The organism is Mesorhizobium sp. PL10 (genome assembly GCF_053714315.1).
Genome location: NZ_JBSKBR010000022.1, coordinates 36,151 through 62,901, shown reverse-complemented (window position 1 = coordinate 62,901; position 26,751 = coordinate 36,151). Strand labels below are relative to the sequence as shown.

The 26,751-nt window shown below is 63.5% G+C and carries 29 protein-coding genes, 3 tRNA genes and 1 pseudogene; 19 read left to right on the top strand and 14 right to left on the bottom strand.

Annotation, left to right across the window (positions count from 1 at the left end):
• Positions 1-140 precede the first annotated feature (140 nt).
• Complete coding sequence (locus tag ACWGTO_RS26820) at positions 141-2,243, top strand: molybdopterin-containing oxidoreductase family protein (protein WP_454577807.1); 2,103 nt, start codon at positions 141-143, stop codon at positions 2,241-2,243.
• A 5-nt stretch (positions 2,244-2,248) separates the two neighbouring features.
• Here ACWGTO_RS26820 and ACWGTO_RS26815 read toward each other — a convergent pair whose 3' ends face one another.
• On the bottom strand, positions 2,249-2,725 hold the full coding sequence (locus ACWGTO_RS26815; protein ID WP_454577806.1) for an Lrp/AsnC family transcriptional regulator: 477 nt from the start codon (positions 2,723-2,725) through the stop codon (positions 2,249-2,251).
• Between the two features lie 105 nt (positions 2,726-2,830).
• Here ACWGTO_RS26815 and ACWGTO_RS26810 point away from each other — a divergent pair, with 105 nt between their 5' ends.
• From ACWGTO_RS26810 to ACWGTO_RS26780, 7 genes and pseudogenes are all read left to right on the top strand, one after another.
• Positions 2,831-4,039, top strand: a complete 1,209-nt coding sequence (locus ACWGTO_RS26810; RefSeq protein WP_454577805.1) for a diaminopropionate ammonia-lyase — start codon at positions 2,831-2,833, stop codon at positions 4,037-4,039.
• A complete protein-coding gene (locus ACWGTO_RS26805; protein ID WP_454577804.1) occupies positions 4,036-5,262 on the top strand; it encodes an allantoate amidohydrolase in 1,227 nt (408 codons plus the stop codon). The genes ACWGTO_RS26810 and ACWGTO_RS26805 overlap by 4 nt, the downstream gene beginning before the upstream one ends.
• 10 nt (positions 5,263-5,272) lie before the next feature.
• Positions 5,273-6,445: an amidohydrolase gene (locus ACWGTO_RS26800; RefSeq protein ID WP_454577803.1), complete on the top strand. Its 1,173-nt coding sequence runs from the start codon at positions 5,273-5,275 to the stop codon at positions 6,443-6,445.
• A 96-nt stretch (positions 6,446-6,541) separates the two neighbouring features.
• Positions 6,542-7,345: an agmatinase family protein gene (locus ACWGTO_RS26795; protein WP_454577802.1), complete on the top strand. Its 804-nt coding sequence runs from the start codon at positions 6,542-6,544 to the stop codon at positions 7,343-7,345.
• Between the two features lie 62 nt (positions 7,346-7,407).
• Complete coding sequence (gene dapB, locus ACWGTO_RS26790; RefSeq protein WP_454577801.1) at positions 7,408-8,190, top strand: 4-hydroxy-tetrahydrodipicolinate reductase; 783 nt, start codon at positions 7,408-7,410, stop codon at positions 8,188-8,190.
• 321 nt (positions 8,191-8,511) lie between these two features.
• Positions 8,512-8,754: a DUF680 domain-containing protein gene (locus tag ACWGTO_RS26785; protein ID WP_454577800.1), complete on the top strand. Its 243-nt coding sequence runs from the start codon at positions 8,512-8,514 to the stop codon at positions 8,752-8,754.
• Between the two features lie 407 nt (positions 8,755-9,161).
• Positions 9,162-9,293, top strand: a pseudogene (locus tag ACWGTO_RS26780) (DUF680 domain-containing protein); the annotation flags it as partial.
• Between the two features lie 69 nt (positions 9,294-9,362).
• Here the strand turns inward: ACWGTO_RS26780 and ACWGTO_RS26775 are convergent.
• Genes ACWGTO_RS26775 through purM form a run of 5 tightly spaced genes read right to left on the bottom strand, consistent with a single transcriptional unit; the run spans position 9,363 to position 12,325 of the window.
• Positions 9,363-9,878: a SixA phosphatase family protein gene (locus tag ACWGTO_RS26775; protein ID WP_454577799.1), complete on the bottom strand. Its 516-nt coding sequence runs from the start codon at positions 9,876-9,878 to the stop codon at positions 9,363-9,365.
• 10 nt (positions 9,879-9,888) lie between these two features.
• Positions 9,889-10,230 (bottom strand): type II toxin-antitoxin system HicB family antitoxin, encoded by a 342-nt coding sequence (locus tag ACWGTO_RS26770; RefSeq protein WP_454577798.1) that lies wholly within the window; start codon positions 10,228-10,230, stop codon positions 9,889-9,891.
• Positions 10,227-10,481, bottom strand: coding sequence for a type II toxin-antitoxin system HicA family toxin (locus tag ACWGTO_RS26765; RefSeq protein ID WP_454577797.1), 255 nt, complete (start codon positions 10,479-10,481; stop codon positions 10,227-10,229). The genes ACWGTO_RS26770 and ACWGTO_RS26765 overlap by 4 nt, the downstream gene beginning before the upstream one ends.
• 60 nt (positions 10,482-10,541) lie before the next feature.
• On the bottom strand, positions 10,542-11,249 hold the full coding sequence (gene purN, locus ACWGTO_RS26760) for a phosphoribosylglycinamide formyltransferase (RefSeq protein WP_454577796.1): 708 nt from the start codon (positions 11,247-11,249) through the stop codon (positions 10,542-10,544).
• On the bottom strand, positions 11,246-12,325 hold the full coding sequence (gene purM / locus ACWGTO_RS26755; protein ID WP_454577795.1) for a phosphoribosylformylglycinamidine cyclo-ligase: 1,080 nt from the start codon (positions 12,323-12,325) through the stop codon (positions 11,246-11,248). The genes purN and purM overlap by 4 nt, the downstream gene beginning before the upstream one ends.
• 387 nt (positions 12,326-12,712) lie before the next feature.
• Between purM and ACWGTO_RS26750 the strand changes: the two genes are divergently transcribed.
• From ACWGTO_RS26750 to hdaA, 3 genes are read left to right on the top strand one after another with little or no spacing between them, the layout of a single operon-like run.
• Positions 12,713-13,270: a CDP-alcohol phosphatidyltransferase family protein gene (locus tag ACWGTO_RS26750; protein WP_454577821.1), complete on the top strand. Its 558-nt coding sequence runs from the start codon at positions 12,713-12,715 to the stop codon at positions 13,268-13,270.
• Entirely contained in the window at positions 13,242-14,435 is a 1,194-nt protein-coding gene (locus ACWGTO_RS26745) for an AI-2E family transporter (RefSeq protein WP_454577794.1), read from the top strand. Before ACWGTO_RS26750 ends, ACWGTO_RS26745 begins: the two co-directional genes overlap by 29 nt.
• A gap of 2 nt (positions 14,436-14,437) precedes the next feature.
• Positions 14,438-15,142, top strand: coding sequence for a DnaA regulatory inactivator HdaA (gene hdaA, locus ACWGTO_RS26740; protein WP_454577793.1), 705 nt, complete (start codon positions 14,438-14,440; stop codon positions 15,140-15,142).
• A 199-nt stretch (positions 15,143-15,341) separates the two neighbouring features.
• On the opposite strand, the gene ACWGTO_RS26735 is transcribed toward hdaA, so the two are convergent.
• On the bottom strand, positions 15,342-15,602 hold the full coding sequence (locus ACWGTO_RS26735) for a hypothetical protein (protein WP_454577792.1): 261 nt from the start codon (positions 15,600-15,602) through the stop codon (positions 15,342-15,344).
• Positions 15,603-15,882: 280 nt separating this feature from the next.
• Here ACWGTO_RS26735 and ACWGTO_RS26730 point away from each other — a divergent pair, with 280 nt between their 5' ends.
• Together ACWGTO_RS26730 and ACWGTO_RS26725 are read left to right on the top strand one after the other, a co-directional pair.
• The gene (locus tag ACWGTO_RS26730; RefSeq protein ID WP_454577791.1) at positions 15,883-16,077 is read left to right on the top strand and encodes a hypothetical protein; all 195 of its coding nucleotides are present in this window, start codon (positions 15,883-15,885) and stop codon (positions 16,075-16,077) included.
• A gap of 100 nt (positions 16,078-16,177) precedes the next feature.
• Complete coding sequence (locus tag ACWGTO_RS26725; RefSeq protein ID WP_454577790.1) at positions 16,178-16,348, top strand: hypothetical protein; 171 nt, start codon at positions 16,178-16,180, stop codon at positions 16,346-16,348.
• Positions 16,349-16,599: 251 nt separating this feature from the next.
• Here ACWGTO_RS26725 and ACWGTO_RS26720 read toward each other — a convergent pair.
• Both ACWGTO_RS26720 and ACWGTO_RS26715 read right to left on the bottom strand, forming a co-directional pair.
• Positions 16,600-16,676, bottom strand: a tRNA-Pro gene (locus ACWGTO_RS26720).
• A 50-nt stretch (positions 16,677-16,726) separates the two neighbouring features.
• Positions 16,727-17,911 carry a flavin-containing monooxygenase gene (locus ACWGTO_RS26715; RefSeq protein WP_454577789.1) on the bottom strand — a complete coding sequence of 395 codons (1,185 nt, stop codon included), beginning with the start codon at positions 17,909-17,911 and terminating at the stop codon, positions 16,727-16,729.
• A 173-nt stretch (positions 17,912-18,084) separates the two neighbouring features.
• On the opposite strand from ACWGTO_RS26715, the gene ACWGTO_RS26710 reads away from it, so the two are divergent.
• The 4 genes from ACWGTO_RS26710 to ACWGTO_RS26695 all read left to right on the top strand — a co-directional run bounded on the left by ACWGTO_RS26710 (position 18,085) and on the right by ACWGTO_RS26695 (position 20,972).
• On the top strand, positions 18,085-18,390 hold the full coding sequence (locus ACWGTO_RS26710) for an ETC complex I subunit (protein ID WP_023670294.1): 306 nt from the start codon (positions 18,085-18,087) through the stop codon (positions 18,388-18,390).
• A gap of 49 nt (positions 18,391-18,439) precedes the next feature.
• Positions 18,440-18,516: transfer RNA gene (locus ACWGTO_RS26705), tRNA-Arg, on the top strand.
• Between the two features lie 377 nt (positions 18,517-18,893).
• Positions 18,894-19,253: an ArsR/SmtB family transcription factor gene (locus ACWGTO_RS26700; protein ID WP_454577788.1), complete on the top strand. Its 360-nt coding sequence runs from the start codon at positions 18,894-18,896 to the stop codon at positions 19,251-19,253.
• Positions 19,254-19,532: 279 nt separating this feature from the next.
• Positions 19,533-20,972, top strand: coding sequence for an FAD-binding oxidoreductase (locus ACWGTO_RS26695; RefSeq protein ID WP_454577787.1), 1,440 nt, complete (start codon positions 19,533-19,535; stop codon positions 20,970-20,972).
• Between the two features lie 277 nt (positions 20,973-21,249).
• Here ACWGTO_RS26695 and ACWGTO_RS26690 read toward each other — a convergent pair.
• Positions 21,250-21,323, bottom strand: a tRNA-Cys gene (locus ACWGTO_RS26690).
• Between the two features lie 117 nt (positions 21,324-21,440).
• On the opposite strand from ACWGTO_RS26690, the gene ACWGTO_RS26685 reads away from it, so the two are divergent.
• Complete coding sequence (locus tag ACWGTO_RS26685; protein ID WP_454577786.1) at positions 21,441-21,782, top strand: antibiotic biosynthesis monooxygenase family protein; 342 nt, start codon at positions 21,441-21,443, stop codon at positions 21,780-21,782.
• A gap of 10 nt (positions 21,783-21,792) precedes the next feature.
• Entirely contained in the window at positions 21,793-22,683 is an 891-nt protein-coding gene (locus ACWGTO_RS26680) for an alpha/beta fold hydrolase (RefSeq protein WP_454577785.1), read from the top strand.
• Between the two features lie 8 nt (positions 22,684-22,691).
• Here the strand turns inward: ACWGTO_RS26680 and ACWGTO_RS26675 are convergent, their stop codons facing one another.
• From ACWGTO_RS26675 to ACWGTO_RS26660, 4 genes are all read right to left on the bottom strand, one after another.
• Positions 22,692-23,498, bottom strand: a complete 807-nt coding sequence (locus tag ACWGTO_RS26675) for an ABC transporter permease (RefSeq protein WP_454577784.1) — start codon at positions 23,496-23,498, stop codon at positions 22,692-22,694.
• Positions 23,498-24,331, bottom strand: coding sequence for an ABC transporter permease (locus tag ACWGTO_RS26670; RefSeq protein WP_454577783.1), 834 nt, complete (start codon positions 24,329-24,331; stop codon positions 23,498-23,500). Before ACWGTO_RS26670 ends, ACWGTO_RS26675 begins: the two co-directional genes overlap by 1 nt.
• Before the next feature lie 24 nt (positions 24,332-24,355).
• Positions 24,356-25,471 carry an ABC transporter substrate-binding protein gene (locus tag ACWGTO_RS26665; RefSeq protein ID WP_454577782.1) on the bottom strand — a complete coding sequence of 372 codons (1,116 nt, stop codon included), beginning with the start codon at positions 25,469-25,471 and terminating at the stop codon, positions 24,356-24,358.
• Positions 25,472-25,555: 84 nt separating this feature from the next.
• Positions 25,556-26,647, bottom strand: coding sequence for an ABC transporter ATP-binding protein (locus ACWGTO_RS26660; protein WP_454577781.1), 1,092 nt, complete (start codon positions 26,645-26,647; stop codon positions 25,556-25,558).
• Between the last annotated feature and the right edge of the window lie 104 nt (positions 26,648-26,751).

Below are 26,751 nucleotides of genomic sequence, written 5' to 3'. Positions count from 1 at the left end.
AAATGTGCCGCTTACAATGCGCTATATATAAACGTTGCCATCGATTAGCAGGCTTCCGTCGTCACAAAGCTCAATCGAGCGGCAAGCAGGCCCTGCATCTGGCCCTACACGCCGGCTTGGAAACCCTCTAAGTACGGGCCATGAACCAGCAAATCCGCATCGGGCACTCCGCCTGTCCGCATGATTGTCCGTCGACCTGCGCGTTAGAAGTAGAACTTCTTGATAACAACCGCATCGGCCGCGTCCATGGCGCCAAGGCCAACACCTACACATCCGGAGTCGTCTGCGCTAAGGTCGCGCGCTATGCCGACCGCGTCCATCACCCCGACAGGCTGCTGAAGCCGCTGGTGAGGGCCGGCGCCAAGGGCGACGGCCTCTGGAAGGAATCCAGCTGGGAAGCGGCGCTCGACCTCGTCGCCGAAAAATTCATCGCGGCCGAGGAAAAATACGGCTCGGAGACCGTCTGGCCCTATTACTATGCCGGCACGATGGGCCTGGTGCAGCGCGACGGCATCGACCGACTTCGCCATGCGAAAAAGTATTCCGGCTTCTTCGGGTCGATCTGCACCAACCTGGCCTGGACCGGCTGGATGATGGGGGCGGGCGCCTTGCGTGGTCCCGACCCGCGCGAAATGGCGAAGTCCGACTGCGTCGTGATCTGGGGCACCAATGCCGTGGTCACGCAGGTCAATGTCATGACCCACGCCATCAAGGCGCGCAAGGAACGCGGCGCCAGGATAGTCGTCATCGACGTCTACGAGAACGCTACGATGAAGCAGGCCGATATGGGGCTGGTGCTGAAGCCCGGCACGGACGGCGCGCTGGCCTGCGCGGTCATGCATGTTCTGTTCAGGGAAGGCATGGCCGACCGCGCCTATCTCGAGAAATACACCGACGATCCCAAGGGTCTGGAGGCACATCTCAAAACGCGCACGCCGGAATGGGCCTCCTCCATTACCGGCCTTGCCGCCGCCGAAATCGAGGCCTTTGCCCGCCTCGTCGGCACGACGAAGAAGACCTATTTCCGCCTTGGCTACGGCTTTTCCCGTCAGCGCAATGGCTCGGTCAACATGCATGCGGCGTCCTGCATCGCCGCCGTCACCGGCGCATGGCAGTATGAAGGCGGCGGCGCCTTCCACTCCAACTCCGGCATCTTCAAGCTGAACCAGGAGGTGCTGGAAGGCACGAAGATGCGCGACCCCTCGATCCGCCATCTCGACCATTCGCGCATCGGCCCGGTGCTGACCGGTGCCGCGGACGCGCTCTATGGCGGTCCGCCGGTGACGGCGATGCTGATCCAGAACACCAACCCTGTGAACGTCGCACCCGAGCAGCGGCTGGTGAAGCAGGGTTTCCTGCGCGACGACCTGTTCACCTGCGTGCACGAGCAGTTCATGACCGACACGGCAAAACTTGCCGACGTCGTGCTGCCGGCAACGATGTTCCTGGAGCATGACGATGTCTACAAGGGTGGTGGCAACCAGCACATCACGCTTGGGCCCAAACTGATCGAGCCACCGGAAGGCCCGCGCACCAATCATTTCGTCATCGAGCAACTGGCCGAGCGTCTCGGCGTTGCCGACCGCTCGGGTTTTGGCCTGACCGAGCAGCAGCATATCGACATCATCCTCGGCAAGCGCGGGGTGGGCAGCTTTGCCAGCCTGAAGGAAGACAAGTGGGTCGACCTGCAGCCGGATTTCGAGGCGGCACACTTCATCACTGGCTTCGGCCATGCCGACAAGAAGTTCCACTTCCGCGCCGACTGGACTGGCCAGGCCGCCCCCAACCGGCCACCCAAAAGCATGGGCCCGTTCGGGCCGGTGGATCAGCTGCCGGAATTCCCGGATCATGTCGACCTGATCGAGGTCGCGGATGCCGAGCATCCGTTCCGGCTCGCCACATCGCCGGCGCGCAATTTTCTCAATTCGACTTTCGCGGAAACGCCGGTGTCGAAAGCCAAGGAAGGCCGGCCGGAACTTCTTCTGCATCCGGACGATGCCGCGGCCCTCGGATTGGGCGATGGCGACCGTATCAAGGTCGGCAACCGGCGCGGCGAGGTGGTGCTGCACGCAAAACTGTTCGACGGCATCAAGCGCGGCGTGGTGATCGCTGAAGGCATCTGGCCAAACAGCGCGCATGAGCGCGGCGAGGGCATCAACGTGCTCACCGGCGCCGATGCGCCGGCGCCCTACGGCGGCGCAGCCTTCCACGACAACAAGGTCTGGCTGCGGCCGGCTGGCTGACGGGATTATCCCGGCAGTGGCACCGTCAGCCCGACCTTGACCCGGTCCATGGCCACAAAGGTGCGGAATTTTCGCACATTCTTGCTGTCGAAGAACAGTCTGCGCGTCAGCGCCTCATAGGCGCTCATGTCGGCCACGGTGATGACCAGGATGAAGTCGGCCTCGCCGGTGACGTAGTAGCATTGCTGCACTTCGGGCGCCGCCGCGAATTGCCGCTTGGCCGCGTCGATCAGGTCCGAGCGTTCGCTCTCCAGTTCCACTTCGACGAAGATGGTGATGGGCAGGCCGACCGAAGCGGGATCGACGATGGCGACATTGCCGGCGAGGACGCCAGATTGCTCCATGCGCTTGATGCGCCGCTGCACCGCCGGCGCCGACAGGTTGACGGCCTCGCCGATCAGCCGCTGCGGCGTGGTGTTATCTAACTGCAGGATGGCCAGGATGGCGAGGTCGAAACTGTCGAGTGAAGACGATGCTGGCAAGGCGATATCCCGACGAAACAAACTTGCATTTCGAAACGCCAATTACAGCGCCCTTTGCGCCTTCGCTGCAATATGATTTCGTCTTATCCCAAGGAGGGCCGCCCCGTGTTCCTGCATAACAGCAATGCCTTGCACCGCCGTCCCCTCGATCCGGCCGATGCCGAAACGCTGGGGATTGCCGGCGCTGACACGGTCGAGCGCTTTCTTGGCCATCGTGACAATCATTTGCCAACGCCGTTGCGTGCACTGCCGGCGCTGGCCGGCGAACTCGGTCTTGGCGCTGTCCACATCAAGGACGAAGGCTTTCGCCTCGGCCTCGGCAGCTTCAAGGCGCTGGGCGGCGCCTATGCCGTGTTTCGCCTGGTGCTGGAGGAGGCGAGCCGGTCGCTCGGCCGGCCCGTCGATGTGGCCGATCTCGACCGGCCCGAAATTCGGGCGGTCGCTGCCGGCATGACGGTGGCCTGCGCCACCGATGGCAATCACGGTCGCTCGGTTGCGCAAGGGGCGCAGCTTGTCGGCGCCAAGGCGGCAATCTTCGTTCACGCCGGCGTCAGCGAGGAGCGCATAGCAGCCATCGCCCGCTATGGCGCCGAGATGATCCGCGTCGACGGCAATTATGATGACTCGGTCAGGCAAGCCGCGCAGGTTTCGGCCGAGAAGGGCTGGACGGTGGTGTCCGACACCTCATGGCCAGGCTATGAGCGCATCCCCGGTCTCGTCATGCAGGGCTATACGGCGATCGTGCGCGAAGCCTTGCGTCAGCTGCCGCGCCCTCCAACCCATGTCTTCGTGCAGGCCGGTGTCGGCGGCATTGCCGCCGCGGTGGCAGGCCATTTCGCCATCGTGCTCGGCGATGCCAGGCCGACCTTCATCGTGGTAGAGCCGGCGCGCGCAGCCTGCGTTGTCGCGGCCGCCCAGGCGGGGCGCGTGGTCAAGGTTGCGCACGATCAGCCGACGGTGATGGCGATGCTGGAATGCTATGAGGCCTCGGCGGTCGCCTGGCGCTTGCTGGCGCGGGTTGCCGATGCCTTCATGACGGTGGACGAGGACGAGGCCGTCGCGGTGATGCGGCGGCTTGCCCGACCGGCTGGCGGCGATCCGGCGATCGTGTCAGGCGAAAGCGGCGGCGTCGGCCTTGCCGGGCTGGTCCGCGCGGTGGCCGACAACAAGGCGGAGCTTGGCCTCGACGGAAAGTCGCGTGTGCTGCTGATCAACACCGAAGGCGCCACGGACCCGCATCGCTATGCCGAACTGGTCGGCATGACACCGGCCGATGTGATGGCCGGCAGGACGGCAGCCGGGGCATTGGCATGATCGGGATCGATGAGCAGCGCCTGCTTGGCCGCATCCGCGAACTTGGCGCCGTTGGCCGTGACGGCGAGGGTCGGCTAATCCGGCTCGCCGCCTCCGACACTGACAGGCAAGGCCGCGACCTCTTCGTCGGCTGGCTCAAACAGGCCGGGCTGGACGTCGCCATCGACCGGGTCGGCAATATCTTCGGCATCTGGCAAAGTGCCGACAATGCCGGGCAGGCAAAGCTGCTCATCGGTTCGCACATTGACACCGTCATCGATGCCGGCATCTATGATGGCTGCTATGGCGTGCTTGCCGGGCTGGAGGTGATCGAGACGCTGCAGGCCTCTGGGTTCTCGCCTTCGCGTCCCATCGCGGTCGCCGCTTTCACCAATGAGGAAGGCGTTCGCTACACGCCCGACATGATGGGATCGCTGGTCCATGCCGGTGGCGCTAGCGCCGACGCGATGTTGGCCGCCATTGGCACGGACGGCAGCGTGCTCGGTGAGGAACTCGCCCGCATCGGCTATGCCGGCCACAAGGAACCTGGCTTCCTCGAGCCGCACGCCTATCTGGAGCTGCATATCGAGCAGGGACCGGTGCTGGAACGCGAAGGCGTGGCGATCGGCGCGGTCGAGAATTTGCAAGGCATTTCCTGGCAGCGCATCACCATCGATGGTGCAGCCAATCATGCCGGCACCACGCCGATGTCGATGCGCAGCGATGCCGGCCACGCCGCCGCTCGTATCATCACCTTCCTGCACGACCGGGCCACGGCTTCTAACGGGCCGACCGTGGTTACGGTCGGCACGATGCGTTTCGAGCCGAATGCCATCAACGTCATCCCCTCGCGCGCCGTGTTCACCATCGATTTGCGCGATCCCGACGAACAGCGCCTGCAGGCGCATGAGGCAGCCCTTGATGCCTATCTCGAAGAGCTTGCCGTTTCGGAGAACGTATCGATCTCGGTCGAGCGGCTCGCTCGCTTCGAGCCGGTGCTGTTCGACATCGGCATTCTCGAACGGATCGAGGCGGCCGCGAAAAACCGTGGTCTCGCTGTGAGGCGCATGACCTCCGGCGCTGGCCATGACGCGCAAATGATGGCGCGCATCGCGCCGACGGCGATGATCTTCGTGCCAAGCGCGGGCGGCATCAGCCATAGTCCGCTCGAACATAGCGAGGATGCCGAGCTTGTCGCCGGCGCCAACATCCTGCTTGATGTCGCCATCCAGCTTGCAAAATAGGTCGGAGAAAATGACCGAATTCGATCGTGATGCGCTGAAGCGGGAGATGACCGGCTGGCGGCGCGACCTGCACGCGCATCCCGAGTTCGGTTTCGAGGAAAGGCGCACCGCGGCATTCGTCGCCGCCAAGCTGCGTGAATTCGGGCTGGACGACGTCGCGGAGGGCGTCGGCGGCACCGGCGTCGTCGGCACGCTGAAGCGCGGCAGCGGTAACCGGGCGATTGCGCTCAGGGCCGATATGGATGCGCTGCGCATTACCGAGCAGTCGACGGTGGCCTATCGTTCGCAAAACCCCGGCTTCATGCATGCCTGTGGCCATGACGGCCACACCACCATGCTGCTCGGCGCGGCGAAGCTGCTGGCCGCCGAGGGTGGTTTCGATGGCACAGTGCGCTTCATCTTCCAGCCGGCCGAGGAGTGGGGCAAGGGCGCGCTGGCGATGCTCGATGACGGCCTGGTGCAGCGCTTTCCCTTCGACGAGATCTTTGGCCTGCACAACATGCCCGGCCTGCCCATCGGGCATCTGGAAACCCTTGCCGGCCCGTTCATGTCGGCGGAGGACAATTTCGAGATCGTGCTCAAGGGGGTCGGCGGCCATGCGGCGCGACCGCATTCCGGGAACGAGACGCTGGTCGCCGCCTGCGCGCTGGTCACCAATCTGCAGACCATCGTCTCGCGCCGGCTTAGCCCCGCCGACATTGCGGTGGTTTCAGTGACCGAGCTGATCACCGACGGCACCCGTAACGCGCTGCCTGGTGTTGCCCGCATCCTCGGTGATGCCCGCTCTTTCCGTCCTGAAGTCAGCGCCGAGATCGAGCGGCAGATGCGGGTCATCGTAGCCGGCACGGCCGCCGCTTACAATGTTGCCGCCGAGATCACCTACAGCAGGGAATTCGTGCCGCTGCAGAATGATGCCGAGCTGGTCGATGAGGCCTTTGCCGCCGCACGGCGCGTTCTGGGCGATGGCGCTGTCGGTGTCGCCGCGGAGCCAATGACCGCGTCGGAGGATTTCGCCCGCTTCCTCGATCACGTGCCGGGCTGCTTCGTCTTCCTCGGCAATGGCGAGGCCTCGCCGCCTCTGCACAATTCCAGCTACGACTTCAACGATGACGGCCTGTTGCACGGCACGAATTTCCACGCCGCGATCGTTAGGCAACGGTTGGGCGGCGCGGTCGGGAAATGACCACGCCCTAACCGCGCTGCTGGCCCAAGCGGCCGCGCTATCGCCAGCCAGCTCCCGGGTCTAGTGACAGGGCCCGTTTCCGGAGATCGCAATGAGATGGCTAGGGTTTCGCTTCTGGGAATACCGCATGACGACAACTCGTCCTATCTCAAGGGCGCGGCTGCCGCACCCGCACTGATCCGCCGCGAACTCGCCAGCGACGCGCACTCCTCGTGGAGCGAAACCGGCTTCGACGTGGCGGGCGATTTCCTCGACCATGGGGACATCGATTTTTCCGGCGCCGGCGATCCGTGGGAACGGATCGAGGCCGAGGTCGGCCGCGCGCTGGATGCAAGCCATCCGCTGATCAGCCTCGGCGGCGACCATGCCATTGCCTGGCCGGTGCTGCGCGCCGTGCGCCGCCGCCACCCCAGCCTGACGATCGTCCAGATCGACGCCCATCCCGACATTTACGATGCCTATCAGGACAACAAGCGCTCGCACACCTCGTCCTTCGCACGCATCCTGGAGGAAGGGCTGGCCGACCGGCTGATCCAGATCGGCTTACGTACGCTGAACCACGAGCTTCGTGACCAGCTCGGACGCTTCGGCGTCGAGGTCATCGAGGCGCGCCATTTCTGCGAGGATCTGCGGCTCGACCTCAGGACACCGGTCTATCTCTCGGTCGATCTCGACGGCCTCGATCCGGCTTGTGCGCCCGGCGTATCGCACCGCGAACCCGGTGGTCTTACAACCCGGCAAGTGATCAACCTGATCCAGCGGATCGATCAGCCGATCGTTGGGGCCGATGTCGTCGAATACAATGTGAACCAGGATGTCTCCAACCTGACTGCGCTGGTCGCCGCCAAGCTGGTGAAGGAGATCGCCGGCATGATGATCAAGACGCATGGCGCAGCTTGAATCAATCTGGCAAGGCGGCATGCCAGACGATTGTTCGGTAAAGCATTTCCAGTGAGAGCCGCATGCCGCAGCTATTGAAGATTGCCATAGCCGGGGCGCTCGGCCGCATGGGACGGCAGATGGTCGATGCCGTCGAGGCTGATCCCAGGCTACAGCTCGTGGCGCGGTTCCATCGGCCGGGCAATACCAGTGAGGGGCTGGTCGATCGTGACGAGGCGCTGGTACTTGCCGATGTCGTCATCGACTTCACCACGCCGACAGCCTCCGTCGAACTGGCGCAGGCTTGCGCCGTGCGCGCTGGCCCGGCGCTGGTCATCGGCTCGACCGGCTTCGAGCCGGCCGAGCTCGCCGCCATCGCCACTGCTTCGAAGTCCGTCGCCATCGTGCGCTCCGGCAGCTATTCGCTCGGGCTCAACATGCTGGCCGGGCTGGTCGAGCAGGCGGCGCGGGCGCTTGGTTCCGACGATTGCGATATCGAAATCCTCGAAGCGCATCACCGCTTCAAGGTCGATGCGCCGTCTGGCACGGCGCTGATGCTGGGCGAGGCCGCGCGCGGACGCGGCGTCGATCTCGACGATGTCGCAAGAGGCGCTCTCGATGGCGTCACCGGTCCGCGCCCTGCCGACGAGATCGGCTTTGCCGTGCTGCGCGGCGGCAGCATCGTCGGCGAGCACAGTGTGAGTTTCCTTAGCCAGGGCGAGACGCTCACCCTCTCGCATTCAGCCGGCGACCGCTCAATGTTCGCGCGCGGCGCCATTGCGGCGGCGCTCTGGGTCGCCGGCCGCCAGCCCGGCGAATACGACATGCGCGACGTGCTGGGGTTCGACAAAAGGACCGGGCCCTGACCCTGCCAATCCCGTGCAGGGCTGCGGTTGTCGCTGCTTTCCCGCCATCGACGCACCGTGTCGTGACCGATGAGCGCCGGCTCAGCGATTGGTCGCATCGTATAGCAAGTACTATAGATCAACTACTTGATATCACGATAGAAAATTTCCCCCGCCGCGTCATTCGGTGGATTTCAAGATCGAACCGAACGGTTCGGTTCGCACATTTTTGTGATTGGCAATGTCAACAATGCAGACCCATTTCGGGGTGGTCCGAGCGACGCGAATTCCTCCCAAGGCACGCCACTAGACGGACAGGACCAGATATCTGGAGTAATTAAAATGACCAAGATCGCTCTTACCGCTGCCGCCCTCCTCGTTGCTACCGGCACCGCTTTCGCAGGCAGCGACCACTACGGGTCTGAGGGTGTCAACCAGCCTGCTGTGACCGCGTCGACCGCTCCGGCCGGCAACATCGACCACAGCTATACGGCCTCGATCGGCAAGCCGGCCACCTTCGGCGGCTTCACGATCAAGCCGGACTCGAACCAGCCGCAATCCGGCCAGGGCATCTGGGGCCGTTGATTTCTGGCAAATCGTCGACCACAAAGAGCGGTGGGCTTGGCCCGCCGCTCTTGTTTTTTGCGCAGCCGGCTTGGGTTCCGCGCGGTTTGAATCAACTCGGCAGCGATCTATTCTATCTTCTTGTTTGCACGTCATCTTTCTAGGCCGCGCTTGGCGATCGTCGTTCGCGGCCGGCCCGTTTCCGTCCCCCAAAATTCGAGAAAAAGCGCAGCGTCCGGGAATAAAGCCTCGCCGCTGAAGGTTCGTGGCGAGAGCGGGCCATCCTCGCAAGGCGCCGTTTGACCGACAAACAAGGAACGATGAAATGAGCAAGATCACTCTCGCGGCCGTCGCCGTCCTGATGGCGACAGGCGGCAGCCTTTGCCGGCAGCGACCACCACGACGGCGGCGGCAGCGGCAGCAACCACTATGGCTCGGACGAATGGCAGGAGCCCGTTGTCAAAACCACGACGACCACGGCTTCGATCAAGAAACCGGTCCAGCCGGCTCAGGAACCGGTCAGGCCGGGCAGTGACCGCCACCGTTTCGGCAACCACTGAGCGCGTTTGGGCACTGGCGGCGCCGAAGCTGCCAATCTCCCCACGTGGGGGAGATTGGCAGCTTCGGCGTCAGCCCAAATCCTTCGGCCTGATGCAATGCGTCAACCGGGCTGTGCCGAGGGCGAGATCCGCCCAGCCATCATCGACGACAAAGCGGGCAAGGGCGCCGGTCGGGAATTTCTCTTCGAGCTTCCTCAGAGCTCCGGCATCCGATCGCGGACCGGCAAGCCGGCGCGCAAAATCCTCCATGCCGGGATTATGGCCAAGCACCAGGAGACAGCCAGCCGATGTGATGGCCTGTTGCACCTCGGCCAGAATGTCGCCAGCAGTGGCCCCGAAGAGCGCTTCGGCAAACTCCACCGATACTTTCGCCGGCAGTTCTGCCGAGACCAGCCGCCATGTCTCACGCGTGCGCAGCGCCGGCGACACCAGCGCCAGGTCAGGCAGCCAGTCACGCTTGGTCAGTTCGCGCCCCATCAGCGGCGCTGCCTTCAGTCCGCGCGGGGCAAGCGGCCGGTCGAAATCGGCAAGCGCCGGATTGTCCCAGCTCGACTTGGCGTGGCGCAGCAGGAGCAACTGTTTCATCGATTTCACCTCAAGCGATCTGCTTGTCGGCGGCCTCGCGCAAGACCTCTTCTCCCCACTGGTTCAGGCTCTTGCCTGCGACTTCCGCTGCCAGCGCGACTTTCGAGTGGACCGAGGGATCGACGCGAAGCATGAGATTTCCGGAATAGGGTTTTTGCGGCGATTTGCCGATTTTTGCGCAGGTTTCGACATAGTCGTCCACAGCCTCATGGAAGGCTGCTTTCAGCCCCGCGACAGTTTCCGAATGGAACGATACACCGTCGCGAATTCCGGCAATCCGGCCGAAGAAAATCTCGTCGTCATCGTCATAGTCGACACGGGCGGAATAGCCCTTGTAGGACATCGCATTCATGGTTTCACTCCGATCCTCAACAGGAATTGGCGAGCATCTCTCACTTGGTATCGTTTCGCTTCCTTGGACGGGTGTGGCCTGTGAAAGGTCTCAACCTCGCCCTTGAACACAAAACGCACGCGCGAGCCGCTTCCCTCGATCACCTGGCAACCGACCGCCATCAGCAAGGTTTCGATGGCGAGCCATTCGATGCTGCCTGAAACTGGGTCGGTGAATATCGCCCTGAGCACGCGCTTATGCTTGCTGTTCATGCAAGCATAATTAGACCGGAGTGACTGAAAATGCAATCAAATTGTGATTGCACAAAGGGCCTAAGGCGTGATCCGCGCCAGATGCTCGAGATCGCGCTCCTCGCGCAGCGGATCGGGTGCCATCACCACCGAAGTTCCGTTGTCGGCGTCGTCGGCGAAGTGCGCCAGAACGGTGCGGCCGCCTTCCATGCGCGCCTTGCCGTCGGCGACCAGCCCGAGCGCCAGCGCATAGAGCCGGTGCTCGGCCTTCAGAACACGGGCGGCCAGTGTGTCCTCGTTGTCGCCGACCATCACCGGCACCGCGGCTTGTGCAATGATCGGGCCGTCATCCATCTCGGGCGTGACGAAATGCACCGTGCAGCCATGGATGCGCATGCCGGCGCGCAAGGCGCGCGCATGTGTGTCCAGCCCTTTGAAAGCCGGCAGCAGGGCAGGGTGGATGTTGAGCATGCGCCCCTGCCATTTCTCGACCAGGCCGCGCGAAAGGATGCGCAGATAGCCGGCCAGTGCCACGATCTCGGCATTGAACGCAATCAGCGCGGCGTCGATAGCCGCATCATGCGCTTCCTTGCTGGCATGGTCGGCGCGCACGATGACCTTGGTTGGAATGCCCCGCGCGGCGGCGATACCGAGACCGGCGGCGTTCGCCCTGTCGGAAATGACGCCGACGATCTCGGCAGGATAGGCCGGATCGCTGGCGGCCGCGATCAGCGCCGTCATGTTGGAGCCGCGTCCCGAGATCAAGACAACCGTGCGTTTTCTGCTCATAGGCCGATCGAGCCCCGATAGATGACGCCGGCGTCGCGCCGAGGCACGATGCGGCCGATCGGCGTCACCGTCTCGCCGGCCTCCTGCAGCACGGCGGCAACCTGCGCGGCCTGGCCGGAGGCGACGACGAGGATCATGCCGACGCCGCAGTTGAAGGTGCGCATCATCTCTTCCGGCGCCACGCCACCGGTTTTCGCCAGCCAGGAAAAGACCGGCGGCACATCGATGGCATTGAGGTCGAGCTCGGCGGAAAAGTCCTTCGGCAGGACGCGCGGGATGTTTTCGGGAAAGCCGCCGCCGGTGATGTGGGCCAGCGCCTTGATGCCATGCGTGCCGCGGATCGCCTTGAGGATCGACTTGACGTAAATGCGCGTCGGCTCGAGCAGCGCCTCGGCCAGCGTCGCCTCGTCGTTGAACGGCGCCGGATCGCTCCAGGCAAGCCCACTGACGCCGACGATGCGGCGAACCAGCGAAAAACCGTTGGAATGCAGGCCCGACGAGGCAAGGCCGAGCAGCACGTCGCCCTCGACAATATCGTCGGTCGGCAGCAACTGGCCGCGTTCAGCCGCGCCTACGGCAAAGCCGGCAAGGTCGTAATCGTTGCCATGATACATGCCGGGCATTTCGGCCGTCTCGCCGCCAATCAGCGCGCAGCCGGCCTGCCGGCAGCCCGTCGCGATGCCGCCCACGATCGCCGCCCCCTGGTCGGGGTCGAGCTTGCCGGTGGCGAAATAGTCGAGGAAGAACAGCGGCTCCGCCCCTTGTACGACAATGTCGTTGACGCACATGGCGACGAGGTCGATGCCGATCGTGTCATGCTTGCCGGCATCGATGGCGATCTTCAGCTTGGTGCCGACGCCGTCATTGGCGGCAACCAGCACCGGGTCTGTGAAACCGGCGGCCTTGAGGTCGAACAGGCCGCCAAAGCCGCCGATCTCTCCATCGGCGCCCGGCCGGCGCGTCGCGCGCACCAGCGGCTTGATCTTCTCGACCATGAGGTTGCCGGCATCGATGTCGACGCCCGCCTCGGCATAGGTGAGCCCGTTCTTGCGCTTGGCCCGGTCGCCCTTGCTCATCGTCGGCGCATCCCTGTTTCCGTTGCGGGCTCTTCGCATGAATGGTTTCGGGGGGCAAGGATGACCGCGCCTGCCACGCCGTTTGGCTCGACAAAAGCGTGGATATTTTTTGGGTTGCACCCTCACTGCGCGCCCTTGCAGTCTTCCGTCGCATTTGGCCGAAGATCGTTCAGAATATTGGCGCTGGCCGGCGGCGGCAGTCACGACGGTCTTTGGTTTCGACTGCGCGCTGCCCGGCTCAAACAGACCCAAACAGGCTCAAACAGATTGGGCGTCCTGTTTTCTGCCTTCGTCGCCGTGGATAGCCAAGCCCTTCGCCGCTGGTCCTTGCGCCCGCACCTCGACTCCATCATCTATCAGCGGAACAAGACATGGCGGGACATGCCTTTGACCATCCCCAATTTGATTACCATCATGCGCTTTGTTCTCGTCCCGGCCGTGGTGCTGGCGATGCTGAACATGCGTTGGGACTGGGCCTTTGCCGGCTTTCTCGTTGCCGGCATTTCCGATGGCGTCGACGGCTTCATCGCCCGCCGTTTCAACCAGCATTCGAAACTCGGCGCCTATCTCGATCCGATGGCCGACAAGGTGCTTCTGGTCTCGGTGTTCGTGGTCTTGGGCTTCATCGGGCAATTGCCGTTGTGGCTGGTGGTGACCATGGTGTCGCGCGATGTGCTGATCATCTGCGCCGTGCTTTTATCCACGGTCATGGCACACCCGGTCGAGATGAAGCCACTCTATGTGTCGAAGGCCAACACCGCCGCCCAGATCGTGTTGGCGGCCGTGGTGCTGGGCGAACTTGCCCTTGGCCTCCACCTCGACCCGCTCAGGCCCGCGCTCATATTGCTGTCCGGGGTCTTGACCGTGGCTTCGGCCGCAGCCTATCTCGTGGCTTGGCTGAGGCATATGAGCGGCTATGGCGAAGGCTCCACCCCGGGTAGTTGATAACAGTGCCGCGACTGCAGCGCTAGCAGATGCGGCTGCGTCGGCAGCGTTTCGCCGCCAGATTTTCTTCTGGCTGGGTACGGCCGTGTTCCTGGCGCTGTTCCTCTACATCTTCTCCAGCATCCTGCTGCCGTTTGTCGCCGGCATGGTGCTTGCCTATTTCCTCGACCCGGTAGCCGACCGGCTGCAGCGCCTCGGCCTGTCCCGGCTGATGGCAACGGTGGTCATTCTCATTGCCTTCATCATCCTGCTGGTGCTGGCCTTCGTCATCCTGATTCCGGTGCTGGCCACGCAGATGGCTGATTTCGCCAGCAAGCTGCCGGAATATCTGACCCGGCTGCAGTCGCTGATCACCAGCTTCGACCCGAAATGGCTGGAGCAGAAATTCGGCGTCAATGCCAATGGCCTGCGCGACGGGCTGAATTCGCTGCTCACCTCGGGCTTCGGCCTGTTGAGCACCGTTTTCACCTCGATCTGGAGTTCCGGCGTGGCGCTGGTCTCGGTGGTCAGCCTGTTCGTGGTCACCCCGGTCGTTGCCTTCTACATGCTACTCGACTGGGACCGCATGGTGGCGGTCGTCGACAGCTGGGTGCCGCGCGATTATGTCGGCACGGTCAGGGCGATCTTCAGGGACATCAACACCGCGACCGCCGGCTTCGTGCGCGGCCAGGGCACGCTGTGCCTGGTGCTCGGCGCCATGTACGCCACCGGCCTGACGCTGACCGGGTTGAATTTCGCCATCCTCATCGGCCTGTTCGCCGGGCTGATCTCCTTCATTCCCTATGTCGGCTCGCTGACCGGCCTGGTGCTGGCCGTCGGCGTTGCTTTCGTCCAATTCTGGCCGGACTGGACCATGATCGTCGCCGTCGCAGTGGTGTTCTTCATCGGCCAGTTCATCGAAGGCAACATCCTGCAGCCCAGGCTGGTCGGAAAAAGCGTCGGCCTGCATCCGGTGTGGCTGATGTTCGCGCTGTTTGCCTTCGGCGCCCTGTTCGGCTTCGTTGGCCTGCTGATTGCTGTGCCAGCCTCGGCCGCGGTTGCCGTGCTGGTGCGCTTTGCCATCGCCAGGTATCTGGAATCGCCGCTCTACAAGGGACACTCCACCGAGCCAGTCCCGCCGCTCCCCGCCAATCGCGGCGGGGACCACCGCTCGCCGCGCGGCTGAACGTGGCGGATCAAAAGACCGAACCGCCGCGCCAGCTGCCGCTCGACCTTGGCCACGGCACCGGCTATTCGCGCGACGAGCTGGTGGTGTCGGCCACCAACCGCGAGGCGGCGGCCTTGGTCGACCGCTGGCCGGACTGGCCCTCGCCGGTGATCGTGCTGGCCGGCCCGGCCGGTTCCGGCAAGACACATCTGGGCTCGATCTGGCAGGCGCGGGCCAACGCCATGGCGGTCGATGCCCAGCGCATCGGCAATGTCATCACCGGGCTTGGCGGCAGGCCGGCGCTGATCGACGATGTCGACAAGACAGCGATCGACGAGGCGGGTCTGTTCCACCTCATCAATGAAGTGCGCGGCGCCGGGTCCACCTTGCTGTTGACGGCGCGGCGTTTCCCCGCAGCGTGGGGGGTAACGCTGCCCGATCTCGCCTCGCGGCTGAAGGCGGCGGCTACCGTCGAGATCCATGAGCCGGACGACCTGCTTCTGGCCGGCGTCATCACCAAACTGTTCGCCGACCGCCAGGTCGAGGTCGAGCAGCATGTCGTGCAATATCTCGTGCGGCGCATCGAGCGCTCGCTGGCCACCGCCATGCGCGTGGTCGAACGGCTCGACCGCACCGCACTCGAGCGCAAGACGCCGATCAGCCGCGCGCTGGCCGCCGAGACCGTGAGCGCAATGGATGAAGGGCAGGGCGAGTTCGAGATTTAGTCCGTGGAAGGGGGAGACTCCGCTGCTGTCCTATATCGGGAAACATATGCTGGCATCCATCTTGCAACACTGCGCCTGCCGGCTGACCCCGGTCCTGATCGCGTTCCTGATCGGGTTGTAGGCTCGCCGGGAGTGATGATTGGGGTTCTCGCCGGGCGAGCTTACCTTCAGGCAGAATGCTTGCCAGAAGCGCGCTCCCTTACGCCCATAACGGGTCCAGATACCGCACCAGCAGGTAGACCGCCGTATGCGCCGCCACGTAGCACGCGGCGACGACGACAAAGAACGCCAGGCTGGCGGGCCACGACCGGGGTGGGCCCTGCCTCTTGCTCGGCCGGTTGTTCCAGATCCACAGCGCGGCACAAATAATGGCCCAGACGACCACGAACGGGATCGCGATGCCGAGATAAGCGAAGTAGGCAGGGCCTATCAGCGACAGCCATGCCTCGAGACCAAGCATCCAGAATCTCCCCTTTTGCCAAAGTCTAGACCGGCGCCAGCGATGGAAGCGAGGGGATTATCCGTCAGGCCGCGCGTCCGCGTTAGATATGGGCCGTCGACGTGTAGTGCCTCGGACAGGCCGCTGCCGATGGTTGCCGCCGCCGATGTCGGCCGGCTTCCGCCGAACTCATCCAGCAGAGCTGGACGGGCATACGAATCGTCGAGATGGAGGGACCTTGTCGCGTCTCTCCAAACGACATCGCAGCCGCTTTTGCCGATGCCCTTGGCCGGTACGTGCCATGCCCATACCACGCGAAGACCGGGAGGCGCTCTTCCGTTCACAAGGCATGAAGAACCCCCAGCCGCGTCTGCGGATGCTCGACGGCTTCAACGAGGGCTGGATCGCATTCCCGGACAATGGCGAAGGGACGCTCAAGGGCACCACCAGCCTGGCCGACGTGGTTGCAGCGCTTACCGCCGGCACGGAGGCCTAGCTAAACTGCTCCGGCCGACAAATCGGGCCGGAGCAGGCCTGCAACGATCAGGTCAACCGCAGACCCTGACCTCTTCGATGACCCTGTGATGATGGCGCCAATGCTTGACCAGTTCGATATGGCAGCGGTGATGGCGGTGGTGTCGGCGCCACTGACCGTCATCGCCCTGATTGTCGCTATATTCATCGTCGTCATAGATTTTTTGGCGGTCGTGATGGCGGCGAATTCGTATTTGATCATCGTCCGACGAATATTGGTCGCCGTCATCTGACTGGATGATCAGACTGGCGGCCTGTGTCGGTGTGATCGAAGCAGCCGTTCCGGCAAACGCGATCATGGAGGCGATTATCAGAGTTTTCATTGCTGGCTCCAGGGTTGAATGATACTCAACTCGCGGAGCGAACGCGTGTTCCGATAACAAATTGTGTGGTTTGACCTATAGAAGTTACCGCGCATGTCGCCAGGCATTGGCAGCGACAAAGGTCCCGCGGCCTTCTGTGCGGCGATGTTGTGGGAGAAAAATGGTCGGAGTGGAGAGATTCGAACTCCCGACCCTCTGGTCCCAAACCAGATGCGCTACCAGGCTGCGCTACACTCCGAGGCCCTGCGGCTATAAGGTTCCGGGCCCTGCGGCGCAACCCCTAAAACGTCAAACCGGACCTGGCGGTCTGCGCTCCCTCGCAATCCTGGCAGCGATCGCCTTGGCCTGGATGCGGGCATTGGCGAAGCAGCCGCGGATGCTCGGCCGCATTCCGGTGAACCACAGGCCCGGCAGCTTCGGGTCGCGGTCGGCGCCGTTGAACAGCGGCACGCCCTTTTTGTCGAGCACTCCGAGCTTGCCCAACATGGTCTCGAGCCCGGTGCGGTAGCCGGTCGCCGCGATGACGATGTCAGGCTGGATCGTCACGCCATTGTCGAAAATGACAGTGTCGCGGGTGAATTCCCGCACGGTCGGCAGCACTATGATGCGGCCGTCCTTGATGGCGTCGACGGCGCCGTCATCGGTGGCGATGGCGGTATAATCCGACGCCAGCCGGCTTGCCCCGCCCGAAGGCGTCGGTGGCAGGCCGAAGGCAGCGAGGTCACCGAAGACCAGCCGCTGCGTCGCTGCCATAACCGCATCGGCAAGCTTGAACGGCAGCCGCGCCAGCATCGGCGAAAAGCGGTGGACGGCGATCTGGCGGATGCGCTTAGGCAGCAGCGCCGGGCCGTTTCGTGCAGACAGCCAGATCTGCGCCGTATCCACCCGCGCCAGATGGTTGAGCACGTCGAAACCGGAATTGCCGGCGCCGACGACCAGCACTTTCCTGCCGGCATAGTCTCCGGCTTCGCCGAACTCTGCCGAATGGATAATGCGCCCGGCAAAGGCCTCCATTCCCTTCCAGGCCGGGATGAAGGGCTGCCGGTCGCGCCCGGTGGCGATGACGACATGGCGCGCCCGTCGCGGTCCGGCGCCGGTCCGCACAAGCCAGTGGTCGCCGTCGAAGGCGATCTCATCGACCGAGACCCCGAACTCGACCGGCAGCCGGTGCATGGCGCGGAACTCGTTGAGATGGCGGATGACGGCGCTTCGGTGCGGAAAGGCAGGGGTGCCGGCAGGAAAGGAGACGCCCGGGAGTGTCGAGAGATCGCGATGCGTGTTGAGGTGAAGCTGTGCATGGCGCCGGTGCCATGGCTCGGCCAGCCGGGCTTCCTTTTCCAGCACCATCACTTGTACGCCGGCCTTGAGCAGCGCGTGGGCTGCGGTCAGCCCGGCACCGCCGGCGCCGATGACGATCACGCCGTCGAAAATCGCTTGCTGGCCGGCTTTCGCGTACAAAATCCCTGCGTCCATGTCTCTATGTCTCGCCATAATGACCATGACTTTTGATGCCACGCCAGTGTATCAGGCCCATGCCGCTTCCGAAGCGGCGCGGTTGCAGGCCGCTTCGGCCTTGCCGTCGGCAGTGTTGCACAGTATTGACTGAAATAAGGCGGCGCTACCGCCAACGCAGCCACGAGGTGCCTATGTCCGCGCGTATTTTCAGCCCCGCCAAAACCGCGATGCAGTCCGGCAAGGCCAAGACCGGCCATTGGGTGCTGGAATTCGATCCCGCCCAGCGCAAAAAGATCGATCCGCTGATGGGCTACACCACATCTGGCGACATGCTGAGCCAGATCCGGCTCACCTTCGACACCAGGGAAGAGGCGGTGGCCTATGCCGAAAAGCAGGGGCTGGCCTTCCGCGTCGAGGAGCCGAAGGAGACCAAGCGCCGGCAGATTTCCTACGCGGAAAATTTCCGCTATGACCGCAGGATACCCTGGACGCATTGACCGGCGGACAGTGTCGTCGCAAAGACATTAGCCGGCCCGGCCGGCCAGCGGTCCCGTAGCTCAGCTGGATAGAGCACCGGCCTTCTAAGCCGATGGTCACAGGTTCGAATCCTGTCGGGATCGCCAATAATTCAACGGCTTAGCTCAGGCGCCGCTCCAAAAAATCCAACATTTCACCCTTGTCTCCGCGGATGGCGAAGTGGGCGGCAGCATCATCCCTGGGTGCTGCCTGAGAAGCAGGTCGCCGGCAGTAACGTTATGGTCTTGTAGAAAGAACGCGACGCTGGTAGGCTTTGGTCCGATGTTGGATAGGACTTTAGTCTGGCTATTTGGCTGGATTTTTGTTTTGTGCCAGCTGGGGACTTGGCGCGGGTTTTTCGCCGTTTATGTCGCCTCGGTTGAGTGGGCGTGACGCGACGAGATCATCGCAACGGTTCATACACACAGGTCTGCTGGCGCCATGGGCCCATGTCGCCTGATGAGCGCGAAAGTATGTGGAATCGATGATTTCGAAAAAACTTGCCGCCAATGCCGAAACTGCCGCCGCCTTTCTCAACTTGATGGGAAATGAGAAGCGGCTTTTGATCATGAACCATCTGGCCGGTGGCGAACTCTCGGTCGGTATCCTTGCCGAGAGAGTTCTGCTCAGCCAATCGGCCCTGTCGCAGCATCTTGCCAAGCTTCGCGCCTTCGGCCTTGTCGACACTCGTCGCGAACGTCAGATGGTCTACTATTCCTGCTCGTCCGGTGCGGCGCGTGAACTGCTTGCCATGTTGGATGGCTTCCTGGCGACCGAAAGACCGCTCACGGGGCCGGGGCCGCATTACGTGGCCGAAAGGCTGCGCCGGGCGCGAGCAGCCTGAGGGCAGGCATCGCCTGAATTGATTGACCCCTATGGCGGGGCTTCATAGCCGCTAACGCGCGAAGCGATGTGGGCGCCATCCCGGGGCCGATCGCTAGTATTTTCGACGACTTTTGCGGCTCTCCGGCGTTGGGTCGTCCATGCCGGCCGGACAGCACCTCGTTGGGCGCCAACATGGGCGTTGCGCGATCCGTGCCAAACTTGCGCGACTTCTAATATGGGAGCACAGTTCGAAGCGTTGAGGGAGAACGGCTCACAAGCAAAAAATCGGGAGGAAACCATGAACAGCATGAGCCTCACCACGCTTGAACGCGGCAAGACGACAGTCGACGCTACGGTCCTTGAAGCGTTTTCGACACACTTGCGCGGCACACTGCTTCAGCCTGGCGACGCCGCCTACGACGAAGCACGCACCGTCTGGAATGCCACGGTCGACCGGCGCCCCGGTCTCATCGTGTGTTGCGTCGGCGCCTCTGACGTCATCAGTGCCGTGAATTTCGCCCGGGAAAACAGGCTTCTCGTCTCCGTGCGCGGCGGCGGCCACAACATTGCTGGCAGTGCCGTCTGCGATGGCGGCCTGATGATCGATCTGTCGGCGATGAAGTCGGTGCGGGTCGATGTCGTGGGGCGGCGGGCATGGGTCGGGCCTGGCGCGACGCTCGTCGATGTCGACCGGGAAACACAGGCTTTTGGCCTGGTGGTGCCGACGGGTATCAACTCGACCACCGGCATATCAGGCTTGACGCTGGGTGGCGGCTTTGGCTGGATCACCCGCAAGTTCGGCTTGACCATCGACAATCTTGTTTCAGCCGATGTGGTCACCGCCGATGGCAAGTTGCTGCGCGCCTCCCAGAAGGACAATCCGGACCTGTTCTGGGCGCTGCGTGGCGGCGGCGGTAATTTCGGCGTCGTCACGGCGTTCGAGTTCCAACTCTACGAGATGGGTCCGCAGGTTCTGTCGGGGCTCGTCGTCCATCCCTTCGCCGATGCCGAAAAGGTGCTGCAGGACTATCGCAAGGCGCTCGAAACCGCGCCCGACGAACTGACCTGCTGGGTGGTCATGCGGCAGGCACCGCCGCTGCCGTTCCTGCCGACCGAATGGCATGGCAAAGAGGTGCTGGTTTTGGCCATGTGCTATTGCGGCGACATCCATGCGGGCGAAAAGGCGACGCAGAAGCTTCGCGCCATCGGCAAGCCGATTGCCGATGTTGTCGGTCCCAACCCGTTCACCGGCTGGCAGCAGGCCTTCGACCCGCTGCTGGCGCCGGGCGCCCGCAACTATTGGAAGAGCCACGACCTGACCGAGCTTTCCGACAGCGCGATTGGCGTCACCACTGCGGCGATTACGAGGCTTCCAGGCCCCGAATGCGAAATTTTCTTTGGCCATGTCGGTGGTGCGGCAGGCCGCGTCAAAGCAGATGCAACTGCGTTTCCGCAGCGCAGCTCGCATTTCGTCATGAACGTCCACGCCCGCTGGCGCGAACCGGCAATGGACAAGGCCTGCATCGATTGGGCTCGCGGTCTCTATGAAGCAGTCAAGCCCTATGCCGCCGGCACGGCTTACGTGAACTTCATGCCGGACGACGAGGTCGACCGGGTCGAAGCGGCCTATGGCGGCAACTATCGCCGGCTTCTGGAAATCAAGCAGCGCTACGACCCGCTGAACCTGTTCCGCATGAACCAGAATCTGCGGCCGAAAGAAAGCCAGCGCGCCGCTTGAGGCGGCAGCGCGTGATCCCGAACCGGAGATCCGTGCGTGCGAATATCGGAATCGATTTTGCTGCATTGACCTTCGGTTCGGAGCGGGTTGAGGTCAGTATCGGATAGTCCATTCGCACCCGACCTCGGTGCCATCCTGCCGCCGCCTAAAGCTCTGCGATAAATTGTCGAGACCTGTTCAGGCAACAGGCCAACTATCCCGTAGGGCACGGGCCTTCCGAGCCGATGGCCCAGGTTCGAATCCTGTCGGGATCGCCGACAGTTTCAAAGAGATAGTGTGGAGGTCTGAGTGGGAATTGAACCCACTACGTCGGTTTTGCAGACCGATGCGTCACCGTCCCGCCCTCAGACCATGATGCCTTGTGCATGCACCGCGACAGCCAGTCAAGTTGGCTGACCTTCCGCTCGACCTGGCTGCCGTCAGTCAGGATGTTTCGGAACGCAGCTCGCGCTCAGGTGTTTATGGGAGATGACACCGAAAACGCCTACCATCGCCCGCATCTGGCGCGGCAGGACCTTGCCGGACAAGGCCGACGCCTATGAGCGCTACAATTACGAGGCCGGCGTCAAGCCGCTGATCGAGAAAGCGCTTGGCGTGCAGACCTTTCGCGAGGACACGCCCAAGCATTCGGAGTTCGTCACCATCTCCTATTGGGAGAGCGTTGAGGCGATGGCGACCTTCACTGGCGGAGATCCCAAAAGCATCCACCATCTCGACCGCGACAGGGAGTTCCTGATCGAGTTGCCGAAGGGCGTCCAGGTGCTCCGCATCCGCTCCAGTGATGGAGTAATCGGACGGCGGCAGGATTGAAGGACGCCTGATGTTTGCAGGTTTTGACGCCAGAACCGTAGAGGTTGAGGGGACATCGATCTTCGTTAGGGTCGGTGGCGACGGTCCGCCTCTGTTGCTTCTGCACGGCTTTCCCGAAACGCATGTGATGTGGCGCGACATCGCTGTGGCTCTGGCACCGAACTTCAGCGTGGTTGCGGCCGATCTCAGGGGTTACGGCCAAAGCGGCTGTCCAGCCTCCGTTGCCGATCACGCCGCCTATTCCAAGCGGGCGATGGCGCGTGACATGGTGGCGGTCATGCGTGCGCTCGGCTTCGATCGCTTCATGGTTGCCGGCCATGACCGCGGCGGCCGCGTTGCTTACCGGCTGGCGCTCGACCATCCCGAGACCGTGTCGAAACTCGCCGTGCTCGACATCATCCCGACGGCCGCCGCGTGGGATCGCGCCGATGCCAGGCTGGCGCTCGCCTTCTGGCCGTGGAGCCTGCTTGCCCAGCCCGAACCGCTGCCGGAGCGTCTGCTGGCTGCGGCACCCGATGCCGTCGTCGACAACGCGATCGCCGGCTGGGGTTCGGCTCCGGATGCTTTCCCCTCTGAAGTCCGAAAGGCCTATATCGAGGCATTGCGCGATCCCGCCCATCTCCACGCCATCTGTGAGGAATATCGCGCCGCCGCTGGCATAGACCGCGAGCATGATGCAGCGAATCAGGCCGACGGCCGTCGCATAAAATGCCCGCTGCTGGCGCTGTGGAGCAGCGAGGGCGGTTTGGAAAACTGGTATGCGGACGAGGGCGGCCCGCTGGCGATCTGGCGGCAATGGGCCGACAGCGTCGAAGGCGGGCCGGTCAAGGGCGGGCATTTCTTCCCGGAGGAACATCCGGCGGACACCGCGGCGGCGCTGTCAAAATTCTTCGCGGCGTGAGGGCTCGCCTATTGCCCGCCGCGCACCTTGACCACCACGCTCCGCACCGCCAGCACCAGAACGGTGATGATGATCAGGATCACCGAAAGGGCGGCGATCGCCGGGTCGATGTTGTCGCGCAGACCCATCCACATCAGCCGCGGCAGCGTGATGGCGTTGACGGAGGTGATGAACAGGGTGACGCCGATTTCTTCCCACGACAGCACGAAGGACAGTAGCGCAGCGGTGACGATGCCGAACTTGATGTTGGGCATGATGATGCGCGTCGCGCGTTCCCACACGCTGGCGCCGAGGCCGCGCGCGGCCAGATCGATACGACGGTCGAGCTGGCTGAGCGAGACCAGGATCAGCACCGTGGAGAAAGGCACGGTCATTACCGAATGCGCCATGGCGACGCCGAGCCAGGTGTCGTAGCCGAAGAACGAGCTCATGCCCGAGATTGAGGTCAGCAGGAAGTAGAGCGTGATCGCCGAGACGACCGGCGGCACCACCATCGGCAACAGCACGAAGCCGACAAGGGCGGCGGTGAAGCGCGGCTGGAACATCCAGACGCCAAGGCTGAAGCAGAGAGCCAGCACGGTGGAGATGACGCTTGAGACGATGCCGATGCGGATCGAGAGCAGGATGGCGTCGAGCCAGCGCGGGTCCTCGATCAGCGAGCGGTAGTGGCGCAGCGACAGTTCGCCCGTCGGCATCGCCAGCATGCGGCTCGGCGTCAGCGACACAGGGATGACCGCCAGCAGCGGCAGCAGCAGGAACAACGCCACCAGCACGGCGAGGGCGAGCGAGACGGGACCGGGGCGATAGGTCGGCATCAGATCAACTGCTTCGGTCTGACATAGCGGAACAGCAGCGCCATCAGCGCGCCGACGAACAGCACCAGCACGACGCTGATCGCCGCGCCCAGTCCCCAGTCCGGGCTCTGGAAGATCCTGAGATAGATCAATTCGGCGATCATCACGCTGCGGCCGCCGCCGAGGATGGCGGGCGTGACGAAGAAGCCGAGCGAGAAGACGAAGACGATCATCGCCGAGCCGATGATGCCGGAGCGCGTCATCGGCACGAACACTGTCCAGAAGGTGCGCATGCGGCTGGAGCCGAGCCCGCGCGCCGCCAGCAGCACGCGTTCGTCGAGGCTTCGCATCGCCGACGCCAGCGGAAACACCGCGAAGGGGATCAGAAAATGCGTCATGCCGACGATGACGCCGAATTCGTTGCGCACCAGTGCCAGCGGCTCGGAGATGAAGCCGATCGATTGCAGCCAGGTGTTGATCAACCCGCGATTGGAGAGCAGCGCTACCCAGCCGAAGGCGCGCGTCAGCACCGAGATCCAGAAGGGGACGAGAATGCAGAATTCAGCGATCACGCGCTGTGCCGGGCTGCCGCGCACCCATACCATGGTGATCGCATACGCCGCCGCCACCGAAACCACAGTAACGATCAGCGCGATGCGCAGCGTGCGGATGAACACCGACTGCACCAGCGCGTCGGTGGCCAGCGCGCCATACTGGCCGAACCCCGGCGTCGGCAGCGTGACGCTCCATTTGACGACGCCGAGGAACGGCCATGCATAGGCGAGCACAAGGAACAGGAGCAGCGGCGCCATCAACAGCGCCGCGCCCATCCTGTCGGAGAGGGTGCCTCTCATCTCGGTCCGATCGTCCCGGCCTGATCAGGCCGAGATGATCTTGGTATATTCGTCGAGCGCTGCCCCGTAATTCTTGGCGTACCAATCCATGTCGAGCGCGATCTGCTTCTTCATGTTTTCGGGATCGACCGGGTTGATGCGCTTCTTGTCGGCGGGGATCAGCGCGTCGGCGGCCGGATTGGCCGGGCCCTGGCCCAACTTGTCGAACATGACCAGCTCCTTTTGCGGATCCTGGGTGCTGGCGATGAACTTCATCGCCGCTTCCTTGCCGCCCGGATTGCCCTTCAGCACGGCGAGCGCGCCCGGCGAGATCAGGCCCTGGTCCCAGATGAACTTGATCTTGCCGCCCGAGTCCTGCTCGATCAGCGAGGCGCGTGTCGACCAGACAATCGCCATCGAGGCCTCGCCATTGAGCAGCACGCTCTGGCTCTCGGCGCCGCCGCCCCAATAGGCCACGACGTTTTCCTTGAAGGCGGCGATCTTGTCATGCGCGCGCTTCAAATCGAGCGGGTAGAGCGAGGCCGGCGCGATGCCGTCGGCGAGCAACGCGGCTTCCCAGCTCGACACGCCCCATTTGTAGAGCGAGCGCTTGCCTGGGAATTTCTTCACGTCGAAGAAATCGGCCATGCCGGTCGGCGCGTCCTTGCCGTATTTCTCCGAGTCATAGGCGATGACATAAGAGAAGAAATAGGTCGAGGCGGCGTATTCCCAGCCGAAACCCTCGCGCATCTTCTTCTTGTCGACGATGGCGTAGTCGATCGGCTCGAGCGCGCCCTGGGCGCCGAGCGTGATGGCCGAGAACGGGTCGACGTCGACGAGATCCCAGGTCGGCGCGCCGCTCTTGAACTGCGCCGCAATCGCGCCTTCGGTCGGGCCCGAGCCGTCCATCTTGACGGTGATTCCGGTCTCCTTGGTGAAGGCCTGGCCGTAGGCTGCGTCATAAGCGGTGAGGGCATCGCCGCCCCAATTGACCAGCACCAATTCCTTGGCCTGCGCGAAGGCGCGGCTCGAGCGCAGCAGCATCGGCGTGCCGGCCAGCACAAGGGCTGCAAGCTGCGTGAATTGCCGGCGCGAAATCTCGCCGCGCGCCGCCCTGGCGGTCAGGCCGTCCATGGCTTGTTTTTTGGTTTCGTTTGTCATGTCAGTTCCCCTTTTTGTTGTTGATAGTCCGGTGGTTGTGGCGCGCTCCAGATTCTTTGCTGGAAGACTTCGCCGGTTTGGTCCTCATCCTCCGTCCGGAAGGAGGAAACCTTTTTCCGCCGGCCAGGTCAGCCAGACGGAATTGCCTTTGCTCAGCGCCGCGGCCGCGACTTCGTTCGGCACAGACACGGTTACCTTGGAGCCTTGGCGCGTGGTCAGATCGAGCTTGGTTGCGGCGCCGAGATAGGTGGAGGCCACCGCAGTTGCGACTATGCCGTTTTCCCCGACTGCTGCTTCACGGGCGATCGACATGTGCTCCGGCCGGATAGCCAGGATGGCGTCGCCACGGACTTTCTCGGCCTTGCAGTGCATGTTGACGGCGCGGTCTTCGCAGAGGCCCATCGAGCCATTGCCGGCGGGCGTGACGCCCTTCAACGGCAGCATGTTGATCTCGCCCAGGAACTCGGCGACGAAGCGGTTGTCCGGCCGGTCGTAGACCTCGTCGGGCGCGCCAACCTGCAGCAATTTGCCGTGGTTGAAGATGGCGACGCGCGACGACAGCGCCAGCGCCTCGCTCTGGTCGTGGGTGACGAAGACGAAGGTGGTGCCGGTCTCCTGGTGCAGCCGCTTCATCTCGGCCTGCATCTGGCCACGCAGGCTCTTGTCCAGCGCCGAGAACGGCTCGTCGAGAAGCAGCACGCCGGGCTCGAACACCAAAGCGCGCGCCAACGCCACACGCTGCTGCTGACCGCCGGAAAGCTGCGCCGGCAGCTTTTTCTCGTGACCCTTGAGCCCGACGCGTTCGACCATCTCGGCGACGCGGCGCTTGATCTCGGTTGCGGATTTCTTGCGCACCTTGAGGGGGAAGGCGATGTTGGCCTCTACCGACATATGTGGGAACAGCGCATAGCCCTGGAACACCATACCGGCGGCCCGTTGCTCCGCCGGCCTTTCGGTGATGTCGACGCCGTCGCTGAAAAGCTTGCCCTCGGTCGGCTGCACGAAGCCGGCCAGGATCATCAGGAAAGTGGTCTTGCCCGAGCCGGAGGGACCGAGCAGGGTCAGGAACTCGCCGCGGCCGATGTTGAGCGACAGATTGTCCAGCGCACGGAACGAGCCGAAGCTCTTGCCGATCCCGATTGCCTTGATCTCTGCGGCCCGGCCGGGTTGCTGCATCCTGCCTCTTTCCTTGGTCGTGGCTTGAGCGTAGGGCAGGGCGGCGGCTCACCGCAACCGAATAGTTTTCGCCGGATCGGCAAATTTGATTCACGGGCGGAAGG